This is a genomic window from Nocardioides sp. (assembly GCF_036267815.1).
Taxonomy (GTDB): Bacteria; Actinomycetota; Actinomycetes; order Propionibacteriales; family Nocardioidaceae; genus Nocardioides.
This window is the reverse complement of sequence record NZ_DATAVI010000036.1, coordinates 1-21,595: the sequence shown is the minus strand read 5'-3', so window position 1 is coordinate 21,595 and position 21,595 is coordinate 1. Positions and strand designations below refer to the sequence as shown.

16 protein-coding genes are annotated in these 21,595 nt (G+C 71.7%); 3 read left to right on the top strand and 13 right to left on the bottom strand.

All coding sequences use genetic code 11. The features are described 5' to 3' along the window. Positions 1 to 44: 44 nt before the first annotated feature. Genes VHW64_RS06710 through VHW64_RS06690 form a run of 5 tightly spaced genes read right to left on the bottom strand, consistent with a single transcriptional unit; the run spans position 45 to position 4,134 of the window. The gene (locus VHW64_RS06710) at positions 45 to 737 is read right to left on the bottom strand and encodes a RibD family protein (protein WP_329649748.1); all 693 of its coding nucleotides are present in this window, start codon (positions 735 to 737) and stop codon (positions 45 to 47) included. Further along, the gene (locus tag VHW64_RS06705) at positions 730 to 1,668 is read right to left on the bottom strand and encodes a lysylphosphatidylglycerol synthase transmembrane domain-containing protein (protein ID WP_329649747.1); all 939 of its coding nucleotides are present in this window, start codon (positions 1,666 to 1,668) and stop codon (positions 730 to 732) included. The genes VHW64_RS06710 and VHW64_RS06705 overlap by 8 nt, the downstream gene beginning before the upstream one ends. Further along, the gene (locus VHW64_RS06700) at positions 1,665 to 2,732 is read right to left on the bottom strand and encodes a glycosyltransferase family 4 protein (RefSeq protein ID WP_329649746.1); all 1,068 of its coding nucleotides are present in this window, start codon (positions 2,730 to 2,732) and stop codon (positions 1,665 to 1,667) included. Before VHW64_RS06700 ends, VHW64_RS06705 begins: the two co-directional genes overlap by 4 nt. After that, complete coding sequence (locus VHW64_RS06695) at positions 2,729 to 3,127, bottom strand: 6-carboxytetrahydropterin synthase (RefSeq protein WP_329649745.1); 399 nt, start codon at positions 3,125 to 3,127, stop codon at positions 2,729 to 2,731. Before VHW64_RS06695 ends, VHW64_RS06700 begins: the two co-directional genes overlap by 4 nt. Beyond that, complete coding sequence (locus VHW64_RS06690; protein WP_329649744.1) at positions 3,127 to 4,134, bottom strand: zinc-binding alcohol dehydrogenase; 1,008 nt, start codon at positions 4,132 to 4,134, stop codon at positions 3,127 to 3,129. Before VHW64_RS06690 ends, VHW64_RS06695 begins: the two co-directional genes overlap by 1 nt. Before the next feature lie 112 nt (positions 4,135 to 4,246). Between VHW64_RS06690 and VHW64_RS06685 the strand changes: the two genes are divergently transcribed. Further along, a complete protein-coding gene (locus VHW64_RS06685) occupies positions 4,247 to 6,544 on the top strand; it encodes a CDP-alcohol phosphatidyltransferase family protein (RefSeq protein WP_329649743.1) in 2,298 nt (765 codons plus the stop codon). Positions 6,545 to 6,597: 53 nt separating this feature from the next. Continuing rightward, positions 6,598 to 6,984 (top strand): hypothetical protein, encoded by a 387-nt coding sequence (locus VHW64_RS06680; RefSeq protein WP_329649742.1) that lies wholly within the window; start codon positions 6,598 to 6,600, stop codon positions 6,982 to 6,984. 781 nt (positions 6,985 to 7,765) lie between these two features. Here the strand turns inward: VHW64_RS06680 and VHW64_RS06675 are convergent. From VHW64_RS06675 to VHW64_RS06645, 7 genes are all read right to left on the bottom strand, one after another. Then, positions 7,766 to 8,482: a zf-HC2 domain-containing protein gene (locus tag VHW64_RS06675; protein WP_329649741.1), complete on the bottom strand. Its 717-nt coding sequence runs from the start codon at positions 8,480 to 8,482 to the stop codon at positions 7,766 to 7,768. After that, complete coding sequence (locus VHW64_RS06670; RefSeq protein ID WP_329649740.1) at positions 8,479 to 8,991, bottom strand: sigma-70 family RNA polymerase sigma factor; 513 nt, start codon at positions 8,989 to 8,991, stop codon at positions 8,479 to 8,481. The genes VHW64_RS06675 and VHW64_RS06670 overlap by 4 nt, the downstream gene beginning before the upstream one ends. Before the next feature lie 83 nt (positions 8,992 to 9,074). Then, entirely contained in the window at positions 9,075 to 10,898 is a 1,824-nt protein-coding gene (locus tag VHW64_RS06665; protein WP_329649739.1) for an ABC transporter ATP-binding protein, read from the bottom strand. Then, positions 10,895 to 12,682, bottom strand: a complete 1,788-nt coding sequence (locus VHW64_RS06660) for an ABC transporter ATP-binding protein (protein ID WP_329649738.1) — start codon at positions 12,680 to 12,682, stop codon at positions 10,895 to 10,897. The genes VHW64_RS06665 and VHW64_RS06660 overlap by 4 nt, the downstream gene beginning before the upstream one ends. A gap of 74 nt (positions 12,683 to 12,756) precedes the next feature. Then, on the bottom strand, positions 12,757 to 13,548 hold the full coding sequence (locus VHW64_RS06655) for a fused MFS/spermidine synthase (RefSeq protein ID WP_329649737.1): 792 nt from the start codon (positions 13,546 to 13,548) through the stop codon (positions 12,757 to 12,759). Positions 13,549 to 13,742: 194 nt separating this feature from the next. Next, positions 13,743 to 15,089 (bottom strand): HNH endonuclease signature motif containing protein, encoded by a 1,347-nt coding sequence (locus tag VHW64_RS06650; protein WP_329649736.1) that lies wholly within the window; start codon positions 15,087 to 15,089, stop codon positions 13,743 to 13,745. Between the two features lie 253 nt (positions 15,090 to 15,342). Then, entirely contained in the window at positions 15,343 to 20,211 is a 4,869-nt protein-coding gene (locus VHW64_RS06645; protein ID WP_329649836.1) for an NAD-glutamate dehydrogenase, read from the bottom strand. An 86-nt stretch (positions 20,212 to 20,297) separates the two neighbouring features. Between VHW64_RS06645 and VHW64_RS06640 the strand changes: the two genes are divergently transcribed. Beyond that, positions 20,298 to 20,792 (top strand): DUF2505 domain-containing protein, encoded by a 495-nt coding sequence (locus VHW64_RS06640; RefSeq protein WP_329649735.1) that lies wholly within the window; start codon positions 20,298 to 20,300, stop codon positions 20,790 to 20,792. A 9-nt stretch (positions 20,793 to 20,801) separates the two neighbouring features. Here VHW64_RS06640 and VHW64_RS06635 read toward each other — a convergent pair. After that, positions 20,802 to 21,595: aldehyde dehydrogenase family protein (locus tag VHW64_RS06635; protein ID WP_329649734.1), on the bottom strand; the 794-nt coding region annotated here is incomplete at its 5' end.

Sequence of the window (21,595 nt, the reverse complement as noted above, 5' to 3'; positions counted from 1 at the left end):
CGGCACCGGCACCCACACGACGCTCTGAGCCTGTTCTCCGTCTGCTAGGCCTGCTCGAAGCGCTCGGAGAGCGCATAGCGCAGCAGGACGACGTCACCGAGCTGGCGCACCTCGGCCAGCCTCGCGCGGCGCCCGGGGTGCCAGGGGAAGTCCCCCTCACCCACGAAGCGCCGCGCCGCCGGCTCTCCCACGAAGAACGGCGCGACCACCAGGTGCAGCTCGTCGACGAGGTCCTCGGCGAGGAACTGCGTGTGCATGGCCCCACCGCCCTCGACCATCAGCCGGCGTACGCCGCGCCGCCCCAGGTCGCGCACCAGGCCGGTCATCGGCACCGGGTCTCCTCCGTCAACGACCTCGCTGAGGCCTCCGATCCGGCGCTCGAGAGCCGGCGCCACCCGCGTGTTGGCGTAGACCAGCTTCCGGCTCCCGTCGTCGGCGAAGAACCGGCGTGAGGACTCCAGCAGGCCGCGCTGGGTCACCGTCACCTTGACCGGCTGCTCGGGCAGGCCGCGGTCGAGGCGCGCACGTCGGCGGGCGGCGTCGCGGACGAGCAGACGTGGGTTGTCGTTGCGCACCGTCGTCGCGCCGACCAGGATCGCGTCGACCTCGGCCCGCACCTGGTCGACCCGGTCGAAGTCGAGGTCGTTGGACAGCAGCAGCCGACTCTCGCTGGCGCCGTCGATGTAGCCGTCGATGGACATGCTGCACGAGAGCAGCGTGTAGGGGCGCTCAGCCATGCGGCACCTGCTCGAGAGGCTCGCCGGCAGGCACGGGCACGGGCACGGACCGACGCCGACGGACGACGGCCTCGGCGACCAGGACCGCGACGCCGGGAACGGTCGCCACGGAGGCGAGCACCCCGAACACGATGCCGACCGTGAGCCCGGTGGCCGAGCCGAGCCCCACCAGGGCGAAGAGCCCGGCCGTGACCCCTTCGCGCGGACCCCACCCGGCGACGTTCAGCGGGAGCGAGGACCCGACCAGGACGCCCAGCGCGACGGTCACCAGGGCAGCAGGCCCCAGATGCACCCCGACGGTCGCGGTCGCCACGGCGAAGACGCAGACATGGGCCGTCGAGGACAGGCAGGAGGCGAGCACCACCCGGCCGGCCACGCCCGGCCGGAGCAGGGCCCTCAGGTCGCGACCGGGGTACGACGTGCCGTGGCGGCGCCGGGCCAGCCCCCAGACCAGCAGCGCGCACCCGGCGACGCCCGCGGTCGACGACGGCGCGTAGGCCTGGAGCGGCGTGGGCAGCACGAGCACGACCACCGCGAGCAGGACCACCTGGACGGCCTGGCCGGTGACGCGGTCCCAGACGATCCCGCGCAGCCCGAGGCCGAGGTCGCCGGCCGCGCGGCCGTGGCGCACGCCGCGGTCGGCGTCGCCGAGGACCCCGCCCGGCAGCGCGGAGTTGAGGAACTGCGAGCGGTAGTAGGCCGTGACCGAGCCGACGAGCGTCAGCGGTGCCCCCAGAGCGCGGGCGACGACCCGCCAGCGCCAGGCGTTCGCGAGCGTCGCCAGCGCCGTCAGCACCAGCGCCGCGAGGACCGACCTCCACGTCGTGAGCCGCCACGCGTCGGCGAACGGTCCGGTCCCGAAGCGCCACACCAGGACCGCGAGCACGAGGACGCCGGCCACCAGCCGCCACCACGGCGAGACGCGGCTCACCGCCGTACCCCGACCGGGTCGCAGGCGGTCACCCGTCGCAGCACGTCGTCGAGGTCGGCCACGGTCTCGGGCCAGCGTCGCACCGACGGTCGGCGTCGATCGGCCGCGAGGGCGAGCCGCTCACGCAGCCCGGGGTCGTCCAGCCAGGCCCGGAGGGCGCCGGTCAGTGCGGCGGGGTCCTCGGCGGGCACCAGCAGGCCCGGCAGCGCTCCGGCCGGTCCTCCCCCGAGCGCCTCGGGGACCCCGCCCACGGCGGTCGCCACGACCGGGACGCCGTGGGCCAGCGCCTCGGCGACCACCATGCCGTAGCTCTCCGAGCGCGAGGACAGCACCACCAGGTCGGCCTCCTCGTACGCCGCCGCCAGGCTGCCGCCGGCAAGCGGCCCGGTGAAGGTGACCCGGCGCTCCCACGACCGCGCGTAGACCTGGGTCTGCACGGCGCAGACGTGAGGGGGGTCGATCTCGAGCGAGCCCACGCAGGTGAGGGTCCACGCCCGGTCGCCGAGCGCCGCGAGCGCCTCGAGCAGCAGGTCATGCCCCTTACCGGGATGCACGGCCGCGACGCAGAGCAGCGAGGTGCCTCCGCCCGCGTGGGCGCGGGGGGCCCGGGAGCCGGGCGGGTCGGTGCCGGGGACGGCCACGTGGACGCCGCGCAACCCGTACCACGCGCGGAGACGCTCGCGCGACCAGTCGCTCGTCGTCACCACGGCCGTGGCCGAGGAGAGCACGAGCTGCTCGCCCCGGTCGGGCCCCAGCGGCATGTGGACCAGCACCACGAGCCGCAGCCGACGGGCGTAGCGCGGGAGCACCGCGGCGGCGCCGGAGGCGACGAGCCCGTCGACCAGCACGACCGAGCCGGCGGGAATGCCGACCAGGAGGGTGTCGAGCTCGAGCAGGTCGGCATGCTCCGGCCGCGGCCAGCTCCCAGGGACCGACAGCTCGGCGACCGACCAGCCCAGCGCCGCGAGCCCGTGCAGTGCCCGGCGGTCGTAGACGTTGCCGCCGCTGGGACGGGAGAGGTCGTCGACACCCTCGGGCACCACGGCGTACAGCGCGGCGGTCACGGCGCACGCTCGTAGGCGGCCCAGGCGTTCGGGTTCTCCCGCAGCGTCACCCGAATGCGCGCGAGGTCTCCGGCGTGGGCGCCGAGGCTGCCGTCGTGCAGGCGCGCGGCCAGGCGGTCGGCGATCTCGCGGCACAGCACCTCGGTGGTCGTGTTGAGGCCACTCAGGCTCTCCACCTCGTCGAGGTTGCGGTAGGTCAGGTCCGCGAGCACCGCCCCGAGAGCCTCGCCCGCCCGGCCGATGTCGATCACGATCCCGTCGGAGTCGAGGTCCGGCCGGGAGAACGCCGCCTCCACGACGTACGTCGCGCCGTGCAGCGCCTGCGCCGGACCGAACACCTCGCCGCGCAGGCTGTGCGCGATCATCATGTGGTCGCTGACGGTGACCTCGAACATCACTGCTCCCCCGGCCCGGCGCGACCCGGGCCCGACGGATAGGCGAAGGTGTGGCACAGGGCCGGGATCGACCCCGACGCGAGCTTCGCCATCACCTCGGGCAGCTCGTCGAAGGAGGACTCCCCGGTGAGCAGGGCGTCGAAGGCGGGGTCGGCGAGCAGTCGCAGCGCCAGTGCCAGCCGGTCGGCACGAGTACGCCGGCTCCGGCGCGCCTCGGCGACCTCGCCGACCTGGCTGGCCCGGATCCCGAGCCGCGCCGAGTGGTAGCGGCCGCCGAGCCGGAGCTCGACCGGCGCGTCGCCGTACCAGCTGAGGTCGGTGACGACGCCGTCGGCGGCGAGCAGGTCGAGCGAGGTCTGCAGGCCCGCACCGGTGCCGCTCGCGTGGATCACGAGGTCGAGCTCGTCGGGGGCGTCGCCGGGTCGCGCGAAGCCCACCTCGAGCGCGCCGGCGACCTCGGCTCGCGCGGGGTCGGTGTCGACCATGGTCACGGTCAGTCCCGGGAAGCCGGCGAGCAGGCGGCCCACGCACAGGCCGACCATGCCGGCGCCCACCACCGCGACCCGGTCGCCGACGAGCGGGCGTGCGTCCCACAGCGCGTTGACGGCGGTCTCGACCGTGCCGGCGAGGACGGCGCGGCGAGGGGGGACCTCGTCGGGGACCACCGTCACCGCCTCGACCGGCACGACGTAGGCCGTCTGGTGAGGGTGCAGGCAGAAGACCGTGCGGCCACACAGCCGGTCCGGGCCGGCGGCGACCCGGCCGACGCTGAGGTAGCCGTACTTCACCGGCCCGGGGAGCTCACCCTCCTGGAACGGCGCTCGCATCGCGGCGTACTGGCCGGGCGGGACGCCACCGTCGTGCACCAGGGTCTCGGTGCCGCGGCTGACGCCGGAGACCAGGGCCTCGACCAGCACCTCCCCCTCACCCGGGTCCGGGAGATCCGCTGGGCGGATCTCTCCGAACCCGGGCTCACGCAGCCAGTAAGCGCGGGCCGTTCGTGACACGTCGGCTCCCTCCACGTCCGGCGTTCGGGTTGATGAACCGACGCCGACCCGCCCTCGTATGACTGGTAACCGGAGATACGGAGGCAGTGTGCGCACGGTTCAGGTCGGTCCATTGACCGTACTGCCAGCGGTGGCCGCGCTGCTGCTGGTGCTCACCCTCAGTCCCGGCCTCCACGAGCAGGCGGTCCTGGTCGGGGCGGCCGTCGCGGTGGCCACCTGGCTGCTGGTCTCCCACGGCGTGCGCCGCGACGGGCTGGCGCGGCTCGGGCCCGCCAACGCGGTGACCCTGACCCGCGCCGTGCTGACCGCGGGCATCGCCGCGCTCGTCGTCCAGTCGTGGGGCACCGCGGTCCCGCGGACGCTGGTCGTCGCGCTGGCCGCGGTGGCGCTCGCGACCGACCTTGTCGACGGCCGGCTGGCTCGGCGCACCGACGGCGTCAGCCGCTTCGGGGCGTCGTTCGACATGGAGACCGACGCGTTCCTGATCCTCGTGCTCAGCGTCTACGCCGTGCCGGTGGTCGGCGCCTGGGTCCTGTTGATCGGGCTCGCGCGCTATCTCCTCATGCTGGCCGGTGCCGCCTGGCCCTGGCTCACGGCCCCGACCCCGCCCCGCCGGTGGGCCAAGTTCGTCGCGGCCGTCCAAGGGGTCGTCCTCGCCGTGGTGGGCGCCGACGTGCTGCCGCGGACCCTGTCCGGCGCTCTGGCGCTGGTGGCCCTCGCGCTGCTCGCGGAGTCGTTCGGCCATCAGGTCCTCGCGCTCTGGGTGCGGCGACGCGAGAGAGAGGTCACCCGGTCGCGCGTCGTACGGCGCGCGGTCGACGCCGTGGCACTCCTGCTGGTCTGGGTCGCCCTGATGGTGCCCCGCCGACCCGACCACCTGTCCTGGGGCGCGCTCCTCGGGATCCCGCTGGAGCTGCTCGTCTTCGTCGCCCTCGCCGTCGTCCTGCCGCGCCGTTGGGGCCGGGTCCTCGCGATCGCCGGGGGTGGCCTGCTGACGGTGACGGTGATCCTCACCGGCCTCGACCTCGGCTTCTACGAGGCCTTCGACCGGCCGTTCGACCCCCTGACCGACCCGGACTACCTCGGGTCGGCGCTGGACCTGGTCAACCGGTCTGCCGGGCACCTCGGCCAGGTGCTCGCCGTGGGTGGCGCCCTGCTCGTGGTGGCGGGCGCCCTCGCGCTGTCGGTGTGGGCCGCGCTGCGGCTGCGGCGGGCCGCGCACGGCGCGCCACGCCTGTGGTCGCGGGGCGTCGTGGCTCTCGCCGTGGTCTGGGTGGTCGCCGGCATCGGCGGCAGCCAGCTCTCGGGCACCACGCTCGCCGCCGCGCCCGCGTCCTCGCTCGTGCACTCCCAGGTCGACCAGATCCAGGCCGAGCTGCGCGACCGCGCGGTGTTCCGGCACGCGCTGGCCCACGACCCCTACGCCGACACCCCCGGCAGCCGCCTGCTGCGCGGCCTGCGCGGCAAGGACGTCCTGCTCGTCTTCGTGGAGAGCTACGGCCGCGTCGCGGTCGACGGCTCGTGGTTCGCGCCGATGGTCGACCAGACCCTCGCCGCGGCCACCGGCCAGCTCGCGACGGCAGGCTTCCAGGCACGCAGCGGATGGCTGCGCTCACCGACCTTCGGCGGCATCAGCTGGCTCGCCCACTCGACGTTGCAGACCGGGCTCTGGATCGACTCCCAGCAGCGCTACGACCAGGTCGCGAACGGGACGCGGTTCAACCTCACCCAGGCGTTTCGCCGGGCCGGCTGGCGCACCGTCAGCGACATCCCGTCCGACGACGGACCGTGGGAGCAGGGCAAGAGGCTCTACGGGTTCGCGAAGATGTACAACTCCCACAACGTCGGCTACACCGGTCCGCGGTTCAGCTACGCCCGCATCCCCGACCAGTACACGTTCCGTGCGTTCACCCGGAACGAGCTCGACAGGCCCGGCCGCCGGCCGCTGATGGCCGAGATCGACCTGGTCTCCAGCCACACCCCGTGGACGCCCCTGCCCAGGCTGATGCCGTGGAGCTCCCTGGGCAACGGCTCGGTCTACGACGGCATGGCGCCCGCCCACACCTCGATCCTCCAGCTCCTGGGCGGTGCCGACCAGCAGCGCAACTACGCGCACTCGATCCAGTACTCCCTGGAGTCGCTGGTCTCGTTCGTGCAGCATTCTCACGACAAGAAGCTGGTGATGGTCGTGCTCGGCGACCACCAGCCCAACAGCAACGTCAGCGGGGTCGGCGTCTCGCACGACGTCCCGATCTCGCTGGTCGCCCACGATCCCGCCGTGCTGCGCCAGATCTCGGGCTGGGGCTGGACGCCCGGCCTGCGTCCCAGCAACGACGGCGCGGTGCTGCCGATGAACGACTTCCGCGACCGATTCCTGTCGGCCTTCGGATCGAACCCCGGGCCCGGCTGATACGTGCTTCCAGATGAACGGGCCGTCCGGGCCCCGGATCGGAGCCGACCACCATGACCACACGCATCATCGCCGCCCTCGCCGTCCTCGTGTCCGCCTACATCCACCTCCACGAGTGGCTCGGTGGCATGCGCCACGTCCACGTGATCGGCCCCCTCTTCGTGCTCAACATCGTCGCCGGGGTCGTCATCGCCGGGCTGCTCGTCTCGTGGAAGCACTGGCTCGCGCCGTTCCTCGCCGCCGGCTTCGGCGCCTCGACCCTGGGTGGGTTCGCGATCGCGACCACCGGAGGCGGGCTCTTCGGTGACCACGAGAAGTGGCAGGGCGGATACATCTGGGCTGCCGCCGCGGTCGAGGTCGTCGCGATCGTCGCCGGCCTCTACGCCCTCATCCGCGAGACCCGGTCGCACGCGCCATTGCGCGCTTCCCTGCTGGGATGACCTGGGGTGGCTCTCGGAGCCTCCCTCCCCCCGGCTTGGTAAAGAAAACGCGGAAGAACGACATGCCTCCTCGGCGTGTCCTCGTCGTTCTTCCGCGTTTTCTCGTTCTCGCACGCCGCGGTGTAGTACTTGCGCGTCAGTAGCGATCGAGGGCCCAGCTGAACACGGTTCAGGAGGAGTAGGTGAAGTTCCCCTCCAAAGCGCGGGCAGGCGCCGTTGGGGTCGCGTTGATGGCGGGGGTCACGCTCGTAGCCGCGGCCCTCGTCTGGCACCAACGGCCGGCCAATCCTGCGGTGGGCCACAGTTTCGTGACCTACCCCCCGGGGGGCGGTTCGAGCCACTCGATAGGCGGCGGGACCTTGACGGTTGGCCTCCAGGTCCTCACGCTCAGGCGCGGCGCGAGGCCCGTGGTTCTTACCGGAGTGGAGCTGGTCCAGCCACGGGGACTCACGCTGGTAGGCAGGCGTCTTGCCGGGCCTTCGCGAGCGGTCTACCAATTCCTGTCCGTTCCCGGTTTTCCGCCAATCGAGTACGACCCGAAGTCGGTTGCTGCGGTTGGCGCCACCATTGATGCGGCCAAGCGAGGGTGGCTGCTACTACTGGGCGTTCGCGCCTCGCCATCGACGTACGCGAAGACGATCGGCATTCGCGTGGAGTACAAGATTGCCGGGACGAGCGCGGTGGAGGAGCAAACGTCTCCCGTAACCTTCGTCGTATGCACTGAGCGGTCCCAGCTCGTGAACGGGGCGTGCCCTCCGCCGAATATCTAGAAGACGCGGGGCTAGACGGTGAGCCGGGCGACCGGGCCCTCGCCCAGACGGGTGACCACGACCGAGGCGATCTCGTTCCTCCACGCCGCGGTGGCGCCGCTGACGTGCATCGACTTGCCGGGCAGGCCGTTCCAGGTGGCGACCCGCTCGGTGCGACCGTTCTTCAGGTGCACGACCAGGGCGTAGGCGCCGCCCTCGTACTCGACGGTGCCGCGCGGGTAGCTGCACGTGAGGTCGACCCGGGTGCCCCAGGCGACGGAGGTCAGCGCGACGTTGGCGGTCATCGGGTCGTGGGCGAGCTGGTCCATCGGCTCGCTCGAGGCCTGCACGACACCCGGGCCCTGGTGGCCCGCCGTCGGTGGGTTGCCCGAGCCCCGGTCGAGGGCGAGGACACCGCCGGTCGTCACGGCCACCGCGGCCGCGGCCGCGATCCCGGCGGTCAGCCAGGTACGGCGCTGCTCACGGCGGCGGACCGCACGCGAGAGGCGCGGCAGCAGTGTCTCGGGCACCGGCTCCGGCTCCGGCTCGTCGAAGATCTCGGGGCCGATCCGGCCGAGGAGCCCGGGCAGGCCGGCCAGGTCACGCACGGCGCGCGAGCACTGCTCGCAGCCGTCGAGGTGCGCCTCGAACTCGCGGCGCTCGGCGGGCGAGAGCGAGCCCAGGACGTATGCCCCGTCCCACATCTCGTACGGACATCCGGTCGAGGGGACGCCGTGCTGGGTGCTCATGCGACCACCCCCATCTCCTCGAGTGCGAGCCGGAGTGCGTGGAGGGCGTAGTGGGTGCGGGACTTCACGGTGCCCTCGGGGATGCCGAGCCGACGCGCGGCCTCGGCGACGGGGCGGCCCTTGAAGTAGGTCTCCTGGAGGACGGCGCGGTGCTCGGGCGACAGGCGCGTCACGGCGTCGGCGACGACCCAGGTCATCAGCAGCTCGTCGCTGGCGTCGGCGGTCGACGGCGGCTCGGGAAGCTCGCCCATCGTGATCTCCGACCTGGCCCGCCGGGTGCGCGACTCGTCGATGACGACGTTGCGGGCCACGGTGAACAGCCAGGCGCGCACCGACCCCTGCGACTCGTCGAGGAGCGAGGCGTTGCGCCAGGCACGCAGCAGCGTCTCCTGGCACACGTCCTCCGCGCGGGCGCGGTCGTAGTTGACCAGGCGCAGACAGTGCCCCCAGAGCGCGCTGGCGTGGTCGTCGTGCAGGCGCTGCATGACGATGTCGGGGCTGGCTGCCATCACTGCTCCTCCACGACCTGTATACGGAACCGCGGCCTCTTCGGTTCAATCATGCGGCAACCGCGGGCCGGCCGGCTGGGCGCTCAGGCCAGTGACGCGAGCCAGGCCTCGTGGAGGTCGGAGAACCGGCCGTCGCCACCGGCGACCAGGTCCGACGGGGCGCCGTCCTCGACGATCCGGCCGTGCTCGAGCACCAGGACCCGGTCGGCGATCTCCACCGTCGAGAGCCGGTGGGCGATGATCACCGCGGTGCGGCCGGACAGGATCGTGCGCAGCGCTCGCTGCACCAGCCGCTCCGAGGGGACGTCGAGCGAGGACGTCGCCTCGTCGAGGATCAGGACCGCCGGGTCGGCCAGGAAGGCCCGGGAGAAGGCGATCAGCTGGCGTTGGCCGGCGCTGAGCAGGCCGCCGCGGTTGGAGACCTTGGTCTGATACCCCCCGGGCAGCGCGGCGATGAAGCCGTGGGCGCCGATCGCACGGGTCGCGGACTCGACGTCGTCCTGCGTGGCGTCGGGCCGGCCGAACCGGATGTTGTCCGAGATCGAGCCGGAGAAGAGGTAGTTCTCCTGGGTCACCATGACGACCGCGCGGTGCAGGTCGGGCGCGGACAGCGAGCGCAGGTCGATGCCGTCGAGGATGACCGAACCGTCGGTCGGGTCGTAGAAGCGGGTCGCCAGCTTGGCGATCGTGGTCTTGCCCGCCCCGGTCGTGCCGACCAGGGCCAGGGTCTGGCCCGCGGGGACACTCAGCTCGAGGTCTGGCAGGACGGGCACCCCGGCGACGTACTCGAAGAGCACGTGGTCGAAGCGCAGCTCGCCGCGCGGCTCCTCCAGGGCCACCGGCTCGCTGGGCTCGGGGACGCTGGGCTGCTCCTCGAGGACGCCGGAGATCTTCTCCAGCGCCGCCGAGGCGGACTGGAACGTGTTGTAGAACTGGGAGATGTCCATCATCGGCTCGAAGAACTGCCGCAGGTAGAGCAGGAAGGCCGCGAGCACGCCGACGGTGACCTGGCCCTGGTAGGCGAGGTACCCGCCGTACAGCAGGACGACGCCGATCGTGAGGTTGCCGATGAGCCGGATCTCGGGCATGAACCAGGCGACCAGCCGGAAGGCGACCAGATTGGCCGCGCGGTACTGGTCGTTGACGTCCTCGAAGATCTCCTGGTTGCGCGGCTCGCGGCGGAACGCCTGCACGGCGCGGATCCCGTTCATCGACTCGACGAAGTGGACGATGACCAGGGCGACCTTCTCGCGGGTGACTCGATAGCTCTTGGCCGACTCCTTGCGGAACCAGTTGGTCACCCAGGCCAGGAACGGCCCGCAGAGCAGGGCCACCAGCCCGAGCCGGACGTCGAGGACCAGCAGCAGCACGGCGGTGCCGACCAGGGTCAGAGCGGCGGTGATCAGGCCGTCGAAGCCGGTCTCGAGCATCTCGTAGATCGCGTCGACGTCGGAGGTCTGGCGCGAGATCACCCGGCCGGAGGTGTAGGAGTCGTGGAACGCCGGGCTGAGTCGCTGGAAGTGCCGGAACATCCGCTGCCGGACCTCGAAGAGGATGTCCTGACCGATCTTGCCGGACCTGACCAGGAAGATGTTGCGCGAGATGGCCTGGGTGATGGTCGCCACCAGGACGATCGCGACGATCACCACCAGGGGCCTGATGTCGTCGTCGCGGCGGATCGGCGGGATGCCGACGTCGATGCCCTTGGCCACCAGCAGCGGGATCGACAGCCGCGCGGCGTTCTCGATCACGACCGCGATCATCAGCAGCTTCAGCGGGTGCCGATAGGGGCGCAGCAGGTCACGGAGCAGGCGCTGGGACCGCGCCGCGAGGTGGGCGGTGGTCTCGGCGGTGAGCTCGTCGAGGTCGTCGGAGGCGACCCCGCGCCAGGACTGGGCCGTGCTCACGCCGACACCTCCTCGAAGTCGTCCTCCTCGGCGTCCGCGGCGAGGAGGTCGCGGTAGGCCGGCACGGTCGCCAGCAGCTCGCGGTGCTCCCCGACGTGGGTGATCGTGCCGTCCTGGAGGAGGGCGACCCGATCGGCGAGCAGCACGGTCGAGGCGCGGTGGGCCACCACCAGCCCGGTGGTGTCCGCGAGCACCCGCCGCAGCGCCTCCTCCACGAGCTTCTCGGTGTGGACGTCGAGCGCGGACAGCGTGTCGTCGAGGACCAGGACCATCGGCTGGGCAAGCACGGCGCGCGCGAGAGCGAGCCGCTGTCGCTGGCCGCCGGACAGCGACATCCCCTGCTCGCCGATCCGGGTCTCCAGACCCCAGGGCAGGTCGCGGACGAAGCCCGCCTGGGCCACCTCGAGGGCCTCGTCGATCTCCTCGTCGGTGGCGTCGGCGTGGCCGAGCGTGAGGTTCTCCTTGGCCGACATCGAGAACAGCGTCGGCTCCTCGAACGCCGTCGCGACCAGCGAGCGGAGCTCCTGGAGGGAGTAGTCGCGGACGTCGACGCCGTCGATCGTGACCCGGCCACCGGTCACGTCGTACAGCCGGGGGACCAGCGAGGTGAGCGCGGTCTTGCCCGAGCCGGTGGCCCCGACCAGGGCGATCGTCTCGCCGGGCGGGACGTCGAGGCTGACGTCGCGCAGGACCACCGCGTCGGAGCCGGGGAACGTGAAGTCGACGTGCTCGAAGCGGAGGTGCCCCCGGGCCCCGGGCGAGACCGCCTGGCCCGAGACGATGTCGGGCACCATGTCGTAGATCTCCAGGACCCGGGCCGCCGCCGTCATCGCCTCCTGCGCCATCGCCAGGATCACGCCGAGCGAGGCGACCGGCCAGACCAGCGACAGCATCAGGGTGATGAAGGCGACCAGCTCACCGGGCGTCAGCTCGCCGCGGCCGACCCCGATCGCCCCGAGCAGCAGCACGATGACCACCGCGAGGTTGGGGATCATCTCCAGGAAAGTCCAGAACTTCGCCGACAGCCGGACCTTGTCGATGCTGGTCTCGTAGAGGGCGCGCGCCGCGTCGTCGTACTGCCTGCCGACGTAGCGGGCCCGGCCGAACGACTTGATCACCCGGATGCCGACCGCACCCTCCTCCGACAGGGTCGCGAGGTCGCCCTGCTGGTCCTGCACGCGACGCGAGACCACGACGTACCGCTTCTCGAACCGCATCGAGAGCCACACGATCGGGGCGGCCGTGGCCGCCACGACCAGGCCGAGCGGCCAGTACATGTTGAGGAGCACGACGGTGGTGGCGACCACCTGGGTGACGTTGACCAGCAGGAACAGCATCCCGAAGCCCGAGAACCGGCGGATGGCCGACAGGTCGGTCGTGGCGCGCGAGAGGAGCTGGCCCGACTGCCACTGGCTGTGGAAGCTCATCGGGAGCTCCTGGAGCCGGTCGTAGAGGTCGCGCCGCATGGCCGTCTCGACCTCGAGCACCGCGGCGTTCTGCACCCAGCGCCGCCACCAGATCAAGAACGCCTCCAGCACACCCAGCGCCATCACGGTGACGCCGAGGGGCACCAGCCCGCTGGCGTCGTGGTGGCGGATGGGCCCGTCGATGAGGGCCTTGATCTGGAGCGGGATCAGGATCGCGACCCCGACGCCGCTCATCGACGTCACGAGCATGATCACCAGCGCGCGCACGTGCGGCCGGAGGTAGCCCCGAAGGCGCCACAGCGACCTCACATCGGCGGGCGGGTGAGCAGTGGGAGCACGGATTGCATCGTCAGACATCGTTGCTCGACTCTAACGGTCGCCGGGGACAACCTCCCAATCATTTGGTACGACGCGCCACCCGTCCGTGCCCCTTACATCGATACCGGCCCGTCGACCGCGTCGCCGTCGCGAAACGCCTGCCCGCCACCGACGGTGTCGCTGACGCGCCGCCCGTCCAGCACCCGGTACGGCGCGCCGCCGGTGGCCGCCCGTGCCGCCAGCTCGGCTACCGGAACGCCCGCCAGACCCGCGACAAGCAGCACGTTGCCCGGCCGGCGGGCGCGCAGCGTCGCCGGCTCGGCGCTCAGCATCAGGAAGGGCAGGCTCTCCCGGATCGCGGCCACGACCCGGCGTGTCCAGGCGAACGGCGCCGCGTCCACGAGGTTGAGCAGCAGCAGGCCGCGGCCGGCCAGGACGCGCGCGTAGGCGGCGCCGCACTCCGCGGTCACCAGCTCGCCCGGCACCCGGCCCGCGGCGAAGGCGTCGACGACCACGAGGTCGACCGAGCCGCTCCGCAGCTCGTCCAGCCCGGTCCGCCCGTCGACCGGCCGCACCTTGACCCCGCTGCGTCGCGGCAGCGGCAGCTCACGACGTACCAGCTCGGTGACCTCGGTAGCGGGCTCGAGCACGATCTGGGACGAGCCGGGCCGCGTCGAGGCGACGTACCTGGGAATCGTCATCGCTCCCCCGCCGACGTGCAGCACCCGCGCCGGCGCTCCCGGCACACTCCACGCGTCGAGCACGTCACCGATCCGGCGCACGTAGTCGAACTCCAGCCGCTCCGGTTCGGCGAGGTCGACGCACGACTGGGGCCGGCCGTCAATGGTCAGCACGAACGACGACGCCCGCTCGGTGGGCAGGATCGCGACCGGCACGACGCCCATCGTCGCCCATCCCAGGCGCGAGGTCAGATCCGGAGGATGGAGGCGGCCACCAGCAGGGCACCCGACACCGCGTCCGGGTCGTGCAGGCAGAGTGCCGTGACGGCGGCCTCGGTGTCGTGCTCGTCCAGACCGTCGAGTGCCAACCCGTCGTCGAGCCTCGTGGCGACCTCGAGGAGCAGGTCTGAGCCGTGGGGTCAGGCGTCGATGCGGCGTGTGCCGTCGCCCGTGACGCGGAAGGACCGGCCGTGGGGGCCGTGCCAGGTGTACGTGCCGTCGGGGTTGCGGCGGTAGCGCCAGCGGCGGGCCGTCTTGGCGTTGTGGTGGCGCCGGCACAGGGGGGCGAGGTTGGACGGCCTGGTCTGACCGGGTGGCCCGCCCTCGTCGAGAGGGAGATAGGGATCGATGTGGTCCTGGTCGCAGGACCGCGAGCCGGCCTGGCACCAGGGGAAGACGCAGTGCGGATCGCGGAGGATGACCTTCTCGCGCATCGCGGGTGGTGGATCGTGCTCGTCGACCGCCCGCTCCTGCTCGGGTGGGACCTCACCGAGGTGGAGGACGGGGACGATCGTCGCCCGGGTCGACCCCAGCCAGTCCTGGATCCTGGCCACGGTGAGCGGGCCGAGGCGCTCGACCTCACCGACGCGCGCCAGGCCATCGGGCAGGCCGAGCAGGTCGGTGAGGGAGAGGTGGAGGTAGGCGCGGGTCTTGGTCAGGCTGCGCCGCGGTACCGGCGCGACCTTGAGCTCGAGCTGGCCCTGGGCGTCGGCGATCACCCCGAGGGCCTTGGCCTTGCGCTGACCGAGAGTGTCGGTGTCGCCCAGGGTCGCCAGGTGAGCGGCCTGGTCGCAGACCAGGTCGTAGAACGAGGTGAGGTCGACCGTGTCGCCGGTGGCCTCCAGGTGGCTGGTGCCGGCGAACCCACCGTCGACACGGTGGGTCAGGTGCACGTCCCACGACGCCTTCCCGGCGTCCTCGGCGTCGGCCTGAGGCTCGGGCTCGAACCGGGCCGCTGCCTCGGCCACGACCCGGTCGATCAGCACCGCACCGCACGCGTCGAGCCGGTCGACCAGCCGGGCGTCGACGAACGCGGCGGCCTGGGCCGAGAGGTGGTGGGTGGCCTGGGCCAGCCGCCGGGCCTTCCACGGCGCCACGCCCAGCGCCCGCACCAAGGCCCAGGTGCGCGGCAGGCGGTGGGACAGGTTGAGGGCGTCGGCCAGCACCTGCATCCCCGCCATCGTGGACACTCCCAGCGCGGCGGCGAACGGCTCGGGCGCGTGCGCCGCGACCAGGGGGCACCCCGCCCCTCCCAGCGCCTCGTCGCACTGGGTGAAGCCCGGCAGGCCGGCGTCTCCCCAGACCGCCGCGCCCGTCTCCTCCGACGCCGGGTGGAGCACGCACCACTGAAGGGCGAGCTCCAGCTTCGCCAGGCCGGCGCGCCGCTCCGCGGTCTCCGCATCCCCCACGCACGCCAACAGCTCGGCCGCGGTGAGCTCGTCGAGCTCAGCAAGCCCGACGATCTCGGGGGCGGCAGTGGCTGTCATGAGAGCAACCCAACCAGCGGGCACCGACACTCCAACCGCTTCTCCCCAGCGACTGACCGCATACCGAGATGACCACCAGAAGAACTCACGCTCCGGCCGGAGACAACCCCCAAGGAGTGGGTCCCGGTCGGTAGCTGGGTGGGAGCCGGACCGGGCGTCATCTCGGATGGCTTCGCCCCGTCTGCTCCAAGGCGACTCGCGCCGGCACAACGGCCTCGTCCTCAGCTGAGGCTCCGCGAGGCAGCGAGCACGGCTAGTTCGCGAGCAGGCCCCGGACCACGCGCAGTCCCACCGACATCCGGGCGAGGTCGGCGGCGTCGTCGGCGCAGATCTCCTCCAGGGTCGTGGCGGCTCGGGAGACGACGACGGCGTCGCCGTCCTCCCACTCCTGGATCCGCGCCGGCACGGAGTGCGAGTCGTCGGTGTCTCGCAGGACCTGCGCGGTGAGCTGGGCGTGCACGGCGTAGACGTCGTCGCGCAGGGCTGCCCGAGCCATGGTCTGCCAGCGGTCGTCGCGTGGCAGGGCCAGGATCCGGGTCACGAGGTCGGGCAGGCCCAGCCGCTCGCCGAGCGTGAAGTGCAGCCGGGTGACCTCGACCGGGTCGAGCCCGAGGCGGTCGGCGATCTCGCGCACGCCGAGCAGCTGGTACGCCGGATGCAGGACGGCGACCCGGGAGGCCAGGTCGCCGGGAACGCCGTCGTCGGTCAGCCGTGCCATCCGAGCCTCGTACGCCCGGAGCTCGCGGCCGGTGAGCAGCGACGGGAGCTCGGTCATCAGTCCTTGGACCGGCTCACGGAAGTAGTCGACGGTGGCTTGGCTGTCCAGCGGCGGCCGGCGGTTGTTCACCAGCCAGCGCGAGGCGCGCTCGACCAGGGTGCGCATCTCGATGCGCATCCGCGTCTGGCAGGCGGCGTCGAGAGCGTTGTCGTAGGTCGCCAGCTCCTCGCGCAGGGGCAGCGAGCCGAACACCTCCCGGGCGACGAAGTTCGCCCGGGTCAGCTCCTCCGGCGTCGCACCGGTCTCGCCCGCGAGCCGCGGCCAGTAGGTCATCCCGGCGCCGTTGACGAGGTCGTTGACCACCTGGGTGACGATGATCTCGCGGCGCAGGGGGTGGTCGGCGATCGAGGACTCGAAGCCCTCCTTGAGCTGGGTCGGGAAGTAGCCGACCAGGTCGACGTGGAGGTAGGGGTCCTCCGGCAGGTCGGACTCGACGAGCTCGTCGGCGAGCACGATCTTGGTCCAGGCGAGCAGTACCGACAGCTCGGGCACGGTGAGACCTTCGCCCCGGTCGATCCGCCGGCGTACCTCGCGTGAGGTCGGCAGCCCCTCGATCTCGCGGTTGAGGACACCGCGCTTCTCCAGGGTGCGCATCCAGTCCTCGTGCACGTGCAGCAGGGACGACGCGTTCGCCGCGGCGTTGGCGAGCGCGAGGTTCTGCTCGTAGTTGTCGCGCAGGACCAGCGTCGCGACCTCGTCGGTCATCTCGGCGAGCAGCTTGTTGCGCTGCTTCTCGGTGAGGTCGCCGTTGGCGACCACTCGGTCGAGGAGGATCTTGATGTTGACCTCGTGGTCGGAGGTGTCGACCCCGGCGGAGTTGTCGATGAAGTCGGTGTTGATGGCACCGCCGTGCTGGTCGCCGCCGCGCTCGGCGTACTCGATCCGGCCGAGCTGGGTGAGCCCGAGGTTGCCCCCCTCGCCGACGCAGCGGGCCCGCAGCTCGTGCCCGTCGATGCGGATCGCGTCGTTGGCCTTGTCGCCGGCATCGGCGTGGGTCTCCTCGGAGCCCTTCACGTAGGTGCCGATGCCGCCGTTCCACAGCATGTCGACCGGCGCCTGGAGGATCGCCTTCATCAGCTCGGCGGGAGTGAGCTTGGTGACGCCCTTGCCGAGCCCGAGGACCGCGCCCATCTTGGCGCTGATCGGGACGGCCTTCAGCGACCGCGAGTACACGCCGCCGCCCTCGGAGATCAGGGACGCGTCGTAGTCCTGCCAGCTCGAGCGCGGGAGGTCGAACATCCGCCGGCGCTCCGCGAACGACTTCGCCGGGTCGGGGTCGGGGTCGAGGAAGACGTCGCGATGGTCGAACGCCGCCACCAGCTTGATGTGCTCCGAGCAGAGCATGCCGTTGCCGAACACGTCGCCGGACATGTCGCCGATGCCGACACAGGTGAAGTCCGTGGCCTGGCTGTCGATGCCGCGCTCGCGGAAGTGGCGCTGCACCGAGACCCAGGCCCCGCGGGCGGTGATGCCCATCGCCTTGTGGTCGTAGCCCACGGAGCCGCCCGAGGCGAAGGCGTCGCCGAGCCAGAAGCCGTAGTCCTTGGCCACGCCGTTGGCGATGTCGGAGAACGTCGCGGTGCCCTTGTCGGCGGCGACCACCAGGTAGGAGTCGTCGCCGTCGTGGCGGACGACGTCGCGGGACGGCACGGTCGAGCCCTCGACCAGGTTGTCGGTGATGTCGAGAAGACCGGAGATGAAGGTCTTGTAGCATGCGACGCCCTCGGCCAGCCAGGCGTCCCGATCGCTGGGGTCGGGCAGCTGCTTGCAGAAGAAGCCGCCCTTGGCGCCCACCGGGACGATCACCGTGTTCTTCACCATCTGCGCCTTCACCAGGCCCAGCACCTCGGTGCGGAAGTCGTCGCGGCGGTCGGACCAGCGCAGTCCGCCTCGAGCCACGGCGCCGAACCTCAGGTGGACGCCCTCGACGCGCGGGGAGTAGACGAAGATCTCGAAGCGCGGCCGGGGCTGCGGAAGGTCGGGGATGTGCGACGGCTCGAGCTTGAACGACATGTAGGTGTGCGGCTGCCCGTCGTCGCCGAGCTGGAAGTAGTTGGTGCGCAGCGTCGCGTTGACATGGGTGAGGTAGGACCGCAGGATCCGGTCGTGGTCGAGGCTGGCCACGTCGTCGAGAGCCCGCTCGATGCGTACGTTGATCTCGTCGGCCCTCGCGGTACGGGCCTCGGCGTCGGCCGCGAGGCCGTTGCGACCGGGGTCGAAGCGCGCCTCGAAGAGCTGCACGAGGAGCCTGGTGATGTCGGTGTTCCCCCGCAGCGCCTCCTCGATGTAGTCCACGGCGAACGGGCTGTTGCCCTGCTTCATGTACTTCGCGTAGGCACGCAGCACGGTGGCCTGACGCCACGTGAGCCCGGCCGCGAGCACCAGTGCGTTGAAGCCGTCGATCTCGTTGTGGCCGCTCCAGACCGCCCGGATCGCCTCCTGGAACGGCTCGCGGAGCCGGTCGGGCAGCCCCGGCGCGTAGCGGAGCCCGAACTCGTAGATGTACGACGGCTGGTCGCCGTGATCGAGCTCGTAGGGCCGCTCGTCGATCACGTCGACGCCCATCGACGACAGCGCCGGCAGTACCTCGGACAGCGAGATCGACGCGCCGCGCCGGAAGACCTTGAGCCGCGCCTCACCACGGGCGGCGTCGAGCGGGGAGAACAGCGACAGGTCGGTGCCGGAGTCGCCCAGCGCCTCGAGCCGGGCCAGGTCGAGGGCCCCCGTGGCCGCGGAGAAGTCCTCCTTGTACGCAGCGGGGAACGACGCCTCGAAGCTGCGGGCCAGGCGTGCCCCGACGTCCTCGCCGAACTCCGCGAGGGTCGCGGCCGTGAAGTCGTCACGCCACGAGCGCGACGCGTCGGTCAGGCGTCGTTCGAGGTCGGCGACGTTGACGTCGGGGATCTTCTCGCCCTTGACCGGATGCACCACGAAGTGCACCCGCGCCGTCGTCGACTCGCTCATCCGCACCGTGAACTCGATGGAGTCGCCGCCGAAGGTGTCTTTGAGGATCTCGGAGAACTTCTCGCGGACCGTGGTGTTGTACCGGTCGCGGGGCAAGAAGACCAGCACGCTGACGTAGCGGCCGTAGGTGTCTCGGCGCACGAAGATCCGGAGCTGACGGCGACCACGGGTCTCCATCACGCGTCCGGCCATCGACGCCAGCTCGTCGACCGGCGTGTGGAACAGCTCGTCGCGCGGGTAGGTCTCCAGGGTGTCGATCAGCGCCTTGCCGGCGTGGCTGCGCCAGTCGAGCCCGAGCAGGTTGAGGACGTCGTCGGCCTTCTCCTTCAGCAGCGGCACGTGCCAGACCGACTCGGTGTAGGCCGCGCTGGAGAACAGGCCGAGGAAGCGGCGCTCCCCCATCACCTCCCCGTTGGCGTCGAAGGACTTGATCCCGACGTAGTCGAGGTACGCCGGGCGGTGGACCGTCGCGCGGGAGTTGGCCTTGGCCAGCACCAGCAGCGTGTGCTCGCGGGCCATCTCGGCACCCTTGGGCGGGAGCTTGCCGACCGCGGCCATCTCGGGGTCGTTGCGCAGGATCCCCAGACCGCTACCGGGAACCCCGCGGAGGAACTCGTCGGCACCCTCGCGCTCGAGGTGGTACTCGCGGTAGCCCAGGAAGGTGAAGTGGTCGTCGGCCAGCCAGTCGAGGAACGCGCGACCTCGAGCCACCTCCGCCTCGGACAGCGACGACGGCGGCGCACTCGCCAGCTCGGCGGCGATCTCGGTGACCTGCTGCCGCATCCGGTCCCAGTCCTCGACCGACTCGCGGACGTCGCGCAGGACACGCTGGAGGTCGGCCGCGATGGCGTCGACGTCCTCGTCGTGCCCGATCCGGCTGATCTCGACGTGCATCCAGGACTCGCGCTCGGTGCCCTCGGGAGGTCCGGCCGACCCGGCGTCCAGGCAGGCGATCGACTCCAGGCGCCCCGTCACGTCACGCGTCACGTCGAACTGCGGATGCACCACGAGGAGCACGTCGCGCAGCTGACGGGTCAGCTCCATCACGACCGAGTCGACCAGGAAGGGCATGTCGTCGGTGACGACCTCGACCACCGAGTGGCCGCCCGCCGACCACCCGTGCTCGGCGAGGCTCGGCGTGAAGACATGGACGCTGGCCGTGCCCTGGGGCCGGGTCTCGGCGGTGCGGTAGTGCGAGGCCAGCGCGCCGTACAGCTCCTCCGCGGAGCGGTCGGCGAGGTCGTCGACGGCGACGTAGCGGTAGTAGGCGTTGAGCAGCTCGGCGACCTCGGTCTTGGGCGGCCCGCCGGTGCCGGAACTGCGCTCGGCGAGGCTGATCGCCTGGGTGAGCAGATGAGACTTCTCGAGGTCGGTCGTCATTGACACGTTCCGAGGTTAGGACCCGGCGAACCGCGGGACAAAGCCACCACGCGCCCCGGTGGCTGCGGAGCGGTCATGATGGGCTCATGAAGCGCGTGAGCCACACCCTCACCTACCCCGGGACCACGGTCGACGACGTCTACGCGATGCTCGGCGACCCGGCGTACCGCAGGGCCGTCGGGGACTACCAGCGCGTCGTCGACCTCACCTGCGAGATCTCGGCCGAGGGCGCCGGGATGCGGGTCCGTCTCGAGGAGGCCCACGGCACCGAGCGCATCCCGTCGTTCGCCCGGCGCCTGGTCGGAAGCGAGATCCGGTTCGTGCAGGAGGAGGCCTGGTCGTCGCACTCCGCCGCGGACATCCGGGTGGCGATCCCGGGCAAGCCCGGCGACATGAGTGGTACGACGACGCTCACCCGGGCCGGCGCGGACGTCGTCCAGCAGATCGAGCTCGCGGTGAAGGTGAGCATCCCCCTGGTCGGCGGCAAGGTCGAGGACCTCGTCGCGGGGTTCATGGGCAAGGCCTTCGAGGCCGAGCACAAGGTCGGCACCAGGTGGCTCCGGGGCGAGTGGAGGTCCTGACCGGGTCGGTCAGCCCATGTGCGGGTAGCGGTAGTCGGTCGGGGCGACCAGCGTCTCCTTGATCGACCGGGGGCTGGTCCAGCGCATGAGGTTCTGGGCGGACCCGGCCTTGTCGTTGGTGCCGCTCGCACGGGCCCCACCGAAGGGCTGCTGCCCCACGACGGCGCCGGTCGGCTTGTCGTTGACGTAGAAGTTGCCCGCGGCGAAGCGGAGGAGGTCCTGCGCCTCGGCGATGGCGCGGCGGTCCCGGGCGATGATCGAGCCGGTGAGTGCGTAGGGCGCGAACGACTCCATCTGGGTCAGGACCCGGTCGTAGCGGGTGTCGTCGTAGACGTGGACGGCGAGGATCGGCCCGAAGTACTCGGTGGTGAACACCTCGTCGGCCGGGTCGGTGCACTCCAGGAGGGCCGGCGGGATAAAATAACCGGTTTCGTCGTCGACCTGGCCGCCGGCCAGGAAGCTGACCGAGGAGCGGGACCGCGCCCGGGCGAACGCATCGCGGTGCTTGGCCGCGGCGCGGGCGTCGATCACCGCGCCGCCAAACAGGGACAGGTCCTGCGACACGTCGCCGTAGCTGACCGACCGGGTGACGGCGATCAGCTCATCCTTGACGGCGGCCCACAAGGAGGCGGGCAGGTAGGCGCGGGACGCGGCCGAGCACTTCTGCCCCTGGTACTCAAAGGCCCCGCGGACCAGGGTGGTGACGATGGAGGCGGGATCGGCCGAGGGGTGGACGATCACGAAGTCCTTGCCGCCGGTCTCGCCGACCAGGCGGGGATAGTCCCGGTACCGGGCGATGTTCT

Bases quoted from the DNA above. Each gene is read 5' to 3' on its own strand.
- VHW64_RS06640 (WP_329649735.1), top strand. From the start codon at position 20,298: ATGAAGCGCGTGAGCCACACCCTCACCTACCCCGGGACCACGGTCGAC.
- VHW64_RS06695 (WP_329649745.1), bottom strand. From the start codon at position 3,127: ATGTTCGAGGTCACCGTCAGCGACCACATGATGATCGCGCACAGCCTG.
- VHW64_RS06655 (WP_329649737.1), bottom strand. From the start codon at position 13,548: ATGGGCGTCGTGCCGGTCGCGATCCTGCCCACCGAGCGGGCGTCGTCG.
- VHW64_RS06680 (WP_329649742.1), top strand. From the start codon at position 6,598: ATGACCACACGCATCATCGCCGCCCTCGCCGTCCTCGTGTCCGCCTAC.
- VHW64_RS06675 (WP_329649741.1), bottom strand. From the start codon at position 8,482: ATGAGCACCCAGCACGGCGTCCCCTCGACCGGATGTCCGTACGAGATG.
- VHW64_RS06670 (WP_329649740.1), bottom strand. From the start codon at position 8,991: ATGGCAGCCAGCCCCGACATCGTCATGCAGCGCCTGCACGACGACCAC.
- VHW64_RS06660 (WP_329649738.1), bottom strand. From the start codon at position 12,682: ATGTCTGACGATGCAATCCGTGCTCCCACTGCTCACCCGCCCGCCGAT.
- VHW64_RS06645 (WP_329649836.1), bottom strand. From the start codon at position 20,211: ATGACGACCGACCTCGAGAAGTCTCATCTGCTCACCCAGGCGATCAGC.
- VHW64_RS06650 (WP_329649736.1), bottom strand. From the start codon at position 15,089: ATGACAGCCACTGCCGCCCCCGAGATCGTCGGGCTTGCTGAGCTCGAC.
- VHW64_RS06710 (WP_329649748.1), bottom strand. From the start codon at position 737: ATGGCTGAGCGCCCCTACACGCTGCTCTCGTGCAGCATGTCCATCGAC.